This window comes from Pseudomonas sp. 05N434, assembly GCF_056396965.1.
Genome location: NZ_JBFTMK010000678.1, coordinates 1 through 5460, shown reverse-complemented (window position 1 = coordinate 5460; position 5460 = coordinate 1). Strand labels below are relative to the sequence as shown.

Annotated in this window: 3 protein-coding genes and 1 pseudogene; all 4 read left to right on the top strand. The window is 63.5% G+C overall.

What is annotated here, in order from left to right:
- On the top strand, positions 1-3139 hold a 3139-nt coding region (cobN, locus tag AC1DLB_RS27940), incomplete at its 5' end, for a cobaltochelatase subunit CobN (RefSeq protein ID WP_477786077.1).
- Positions 3140-3152: 13 nt separating this feature from the next.
- On the top strand, positions 3153-4160 hold the full coding sequence (locus AC1DLB_RS27935; protein ID WP_477743950.1) for a magnesium chelatase ATPase subunit I: 1008 nt from the start codon (positions 3153-3155) through the stop codon (positions 4158-4160).
- Positions 4161-4279: 119 nt separating this feature from the next.
- The gene (locus AC1DLB_RS27930) at positions 4280-4825 is read left to right on the top strand and encodes a vWA domain-containing protein (protein ID WP_477743951.1); all 546 of its coding nucleotides are present in this window, start codon (positions 4280-4282) and stop codon (positions 4823-4825) included.
- A gap of 76 nt (positions 4826-4901) precedes the next feature.
- A pseudogene (locus AC1DLB_RS27925) lies at positions 4902-5460 on the top strand (phospholipase D-like domain-containing protein); the annotation flags it as partial.

Here is a 5460-nt window from a genome sequence, read left to right as displayed (position 1 = left end):
TGATTATCCATGGTCCGAGCCGCAAACCCTGCCACGCACCGCGATCTACCACCCGCAAAAAAGCCCCGCGCACCTTCAGGATTGGCAAGCCGATTGGCAAGCCGATCAGCCGGTGGCGGCGGTGCTGTTTTACCGCTCGCACTTGCAGGCGGCGAACACCGGTTTCATCGATATTTTCTGCCAGCGTTTGCAGGCGGCAGGGCTCAACCCGTTGCCGATTGCGCTGGCCAGTCTGAAAGAGCCCGGCTGCCTGGCGGTGGTCGAGGACTGGCTGGATGAAGTTGAGGCGGGGGTGATTCTGAACACCACCGGTTTCGCCCAGTCCAGCCCTGAAGCGCCGCACCTGCGGCCGTTTCGTCGCAACATCCCGGTGATCCAGGCGATCTGCGCCCAGGACAACGAGCCCGGCTGGCTTGCCAGCGAGCAAGGCCTCGGTCCCCGTGACTTGGCGATGCACATCGCGCTGCCGGAGCTGGACGGGCGAATCATCAGTCGGCCGATCAGCTTCAAGGATCTGGCGTGGCGCAGCGAGCGCAGTCAGTCCGATGTGGTTTGCTATCGACCACAACCGGAACGCATGGATTTTGTCGCTGAACTGGCGCGGCGCTGGATCGATCTGGCGCGGCTGCCCAACAGCGAAAAACGCATCGCCCTGATCCTCGCCAACTACCCGACTCGCGATGGACGCATCGGTAATGGCGTCGGTCTCGACACCCCGGCCGCGGCGCTGAACATCCTGCGTGCCCTGTACGCCGAAGGTTATCCGTTGCCGGCCGAGTTGCCGGACAGCGGCACCGCGCTGATCCAGCAACTGCTTGGTGGTGTCAGCAATGATCTGGACACTATCGATCAACGTCCGTGCCAGCAAAGCCTGGCGCTGGATGATTACTTTTTGATGTTCAACGCACTGCCCGAAGCCAATCGCGAGGCGGTGCTGCAACGTTGGGGCACGCCCGAAAGCGATCCGATGTTCCGTGGCGGGCGAATGATGATTGCCGGGTTGCGCTTCGGCCTGACCTTCGTCGGCATTCAACCGGCGCGGGGTTATCAGGTTGACCCGAGCGCGGTCTATCACGACCCGGACCTGGTGCCGCCCCACGGTTATCTGGCGTTCTACTTCTGGTTGCGCAACACCTACGGCGCCCACGGCGTGATCCATGTCGGCAAGCACGGTAACCTCGAATGGCTGCCGGGCAAGGGCGTCGGGTTATCTGAAAACTGCTGGCCCGACGCGCTGCTCGGACCGCTGCCGAACATCTATCCGTTCATCGTCAACGACCCGGGCGAGGGTGCCCAAGCCAAGCGCCGCACGCAAGCGCAGCTGGACGAGAAGCTCGACAGCGATGCCGACGCGGCGATCTGGTTGCCGCGCCTGGACACTTACCTGTGTGACTTGAAGGAATCGCAGATCCGCGATGGCCTGCACGTGTTTGGCGAGTCGCCGACCGGGCGATTGCGCATCGACACTTTATTGGCCTTGCTGCGCATTCCTCGCGGTGACGGTCGTGGCGCGCAATCGAGCGTGCTGCGGGCGCTGGCCAAGGCGTTCGAATTGGGCTTCGATCCACTGGATTGCGTGTTGGCTGATCCTTGGAACGGTCCTCGGCCGGATGCCTTGCAGGCGGTCAGTGATGAGCTGTGGCGCACGGCGGGGGATACCCGTGAGCGTCTGGAACTGTTCGCCGCGCAGTTGATCGAGCAAGCCTTGAGCGCTGAAATTGCTCCGTTGAACCAGCCAGGCTGGTCCGACGTGAGCGCGATCATCGACAGTTTGCGCGAGGTCGTCGCCCCGCGCCTGGACGCCTGCGGCCCGGCGGAAATGCGCGGCCTGCTGGACGCCCTCAGCGGGCGATTCGTCCCGGCCGGGCCGAGTGGTGCGCCCAGCCGTGGACGGCTGGACGTGTTGCCCACCGGGCGCAATTTCTATTCGGTGGACGTGCGCAACCTGCCGACCACCACGGCGTGGCGCATCGGTTTTCAATCCGCGAACCTGATTCTTGAACGGCACTTGCAGGATCATGGCGATCACTTGCGCCAGCTCGGCCTGTCGGTCTGGGGCACCGCGACCATGCGCACCGGCGGCGATGACATTGCCCAGGCCATGGCCTTGATGGGTGTGCGGCCGGTGTGGGCGACGGGCAGTCAGCGGGTCGACGACTTCGAGATTCTGCCGTTGAGCCTGCTGGACCGGCCGCGGGTGGACGTGACCTTGCGCGTCTCCGGATTCTTCCGCGATGCTTTTGCCAACCTGATCCGGCTGTTCGACGCCGCCGTGCAAGCGGTCGCCGCGCTGGATGAACCGGACGATCTCAACCCGTTGGCAGCCAAGGTTCGTGCCGAGCGCGAAGCGCTGCTGACGTCCGGTCTGGATGAAGAAGCGGCCAGGCGACAGGCCGGCTGGCGGATCTTCGGGGCCAAACCGGGTGCTTACGGTGCCGGCGTGCAAGGTGCCATCGACGGTCGTTTGTGGCAGAGCCGCGAAGACCTGGCCGAGGTTTACCTGAACTGGGGCGGCTACGCTTACGGCGGCTCCGATGAAGGCACCGCCGCACGCGAGCAGTTCGCCCAGCGTCTGAGCCAGGTGCAGGCCGTGCTGCAAAATCAGGACAACCGCGAGCACGACTTGCTCGATTCCAACGACTATTACCAGTTCCAGGGCGGCATGCTGGCGGCCGTCGAAAGCCTCGGCGGCGCAGCGGCGGCGAGTTATCACGGCGACCACAGTCAGCCGGACTTGCCGAAGATCCGCACATTGAAGGAAGAGCTGAACCGGGTGATCCGTTCCCGGGCGGCCAATCCGAAATGGATCGACGGGATCAAGCGTCATGGCTATAAAGGCGCGTTCGAACTGGCGGCGACGGTCGATAACCTGTTTGCGTTCGACGCCACCACGCAGTTGATCGACGATCACCAGTATGCGTTGCTGGCGGACGCCTATTTGCTTGATCCGGCGACCCGGGAGTTTGTTCGCGAACACAATCCCCACGCCTTGCGCGACATGACCGAGCGCCTGCTCGAAGCGCAGCAACGGGGGATGTGGCAGGAGCCGGGTGAATACCGCGAGGCGCTGGAGTTTTACGACTGCTACGCAGCCGAGCGGGAGCAAGCTCCCTCGCCACAGAGTAATCACCGACCATGACCGAGATTTGTACATGACCGACACCCCCCATTTCCCGCTCTCCGCCGTGGTCGGCGCCGATGACTTGAAGCTCGCCCTGTACCTGACCGCCATCGACCCGAAAATCGGAGGCGTGCTGATCGAAGGCCCGCGCGGCATGGCCAAGTCGACCCTGGCCCGAGGCCTGGCGGACCTGCTGGCCAGCGGTCAATTCGTTACCTTGCCCCTGGGCGCCACCGAAGAACGGCTGGTCGGCACCCTCGATCTCGACGCGGCCTTGAGCGAAGGGCGCGCACAGTTTTCTCCGGGTGTATTGGCCAAGGCCGACGGCGGTGTGCTCTACGTCGATGAAGTGAACTTGCTGCCCGACCATCTCGTGGACCTGCTGCTCGATGTGGCCGCCAGCGGCACCAACCTGATCGAGCGCGACGGGATTTCCCATCGGCATTCGGCGAAGTTTGTGCTGATCGGCACCATGAACCCGGAAGAGGGCGAACTGCGCCCGCAACTGCTCGACCGCTTTGGCCTGAACGTCGCCCTCAGTGGCCATACCGCACCCGCCGAGCGCGGCCAGATCATCCGTCGTCGACTGGATTTCGACAGCGATCCGCAAGGCTTCTGCGCCGAGTGGGAAAGTCAGCAACACGCCCTGCGCGAGCGTTGCCAGAAGGCGCGTGCGGCCCTGGCGAGCATCCCGCTCGACGATGCCGCACTGGCGCAGATCACCGAGCTCTGCTTTGCTGCCGGTGTCGACGGCTTGCGGGCCGATCTGGTCTGGCTGCGCGCGGCGCGGGCACATGCGGCCTGGCGCGGTGCGAACGCCATTGCCGAAGAGGATATCGACGCGGTCGCCGAATTTGCCTTGCGTCATCGTCGTCGGGAGCATTCGACCTCTGCGCCGCAAAACTCCCAAGCGCCACAGCAATCCCCTGCGCAAACCACCAACCCGAACGAAGGTCAGGGCCAGTGGGGCGAAATGCCCGCCCAGGCGCTGCCGGTCGGTGCTCGACGTGAAGTGCCGAGCTGGCCAAAAAAGCCCTAGGCATTCGCCCTCGATCAGACGCGGGGGCGAATGCCAGACCCCGCGCAGGCCGGCTGGATCACGGTAAACAGGGCAAGCGTCACGCCGCCCGTAGCGGATCGGTCAACTGGCCCGGCACCTTGCTCAATGGCCGACCGCGTCAACGCGATGACCTATTGTTCCATCTGCGGACCCGCACCCCGCATGAACTGTGGCTGGTGATCGTCGATGCCTCGACCTCGACCCGGCGCCATCAGGCGTTGAGCGATGCCAAGGGCTTGCTGGCACAACTGTTCGACGATGCCTATCGCCAGCGCGCACGCCTGGCTTTGCTGACCGCCAGCGGTCACTTGCCGAAGTGGCAGGTGCAGGGGTTGAAAGCTTCTGCGGGCTTACGCGATTGGCTCGAGGGATTGGGCGCCGGCGGCGGGACGCCGATGCTGGCGGCGCTGGGCGAGGCGGGGCACTGGCTGGTGGCACGGCAAAAGCGTTTTCCGGCCGAACAGCAGCGGCTGTTGCTAGTGACGGATGGACGGTTGAAGGAATGGTCGACATTGCCGGAGCTGGATTGTCCGGGGTTGCTGATCGACATCGAGCGCGGGCCGATTCGACTCGGGCGGGCAAAGGTGTTGGCAGCGCAGTTACAGGTTGATTATCGACATATCGATGAGCTGATTTCAGGTTGAGTTTTGTGCTGACAGTGCTGGCCCCATCGCATCGCTGCCCTATGCTCTGTAAACAAACCCATCACAGGAGTGACCCATGCGCGTTCTAGCCCGCAACGATCAGGACGATTTCCGCGTCAAAGCCTACGCCGGCACCAACGGTGTGCTGCTGGCCATCGACCTGGCCGAACCCCGCCGCAAAGGCCTGCTGGGGTTTGCCATCGAAAAACAGCAAGGTGACAAACCCTGGTTGTTTCTGTTCAACAGCCTGACCTTTCCCGGCAAGGATCATACGTTCCCCCAGTTTCACGCCACCCCCAGCGATGCCGCGCCTTTGCAGAAGTTTCGCTGGGCCGRTTACGCAGTCAATCCGGGTGTGACGATCCATTATCGGGTTCACCTGGCCTATGGCACTGCCGATACGCCACAGTTGGGTGAAAGCCTGGAAGTGACGGTCACCACGGACAATGGCCTGCCCAAGGGGCAGAACGTGATATTCAACCGAGCAGTGGCTGCCAGTCAGGCGTTCCAGCGCAAATTCGCCGACCTCGATGCGCTGCTCAGCGTCAACAAGACACTGCCCATCGAAGAACCAGCGCAAATTCGCCGACCTCGATGCGCTGCTCAGCGTCAACAAGACACTGCCCATCGAAGAA

What these genes read in the sequence shown, in the direction of transcription:
- AC1DLB_RS27935 (WP_477743950.1), top strand. Translation starts at nt 3,153, where the DNA reads ATGACCGACACCCCCCATTTCCCGCTCTCCGCCGTGGTCGGCGCCGAT.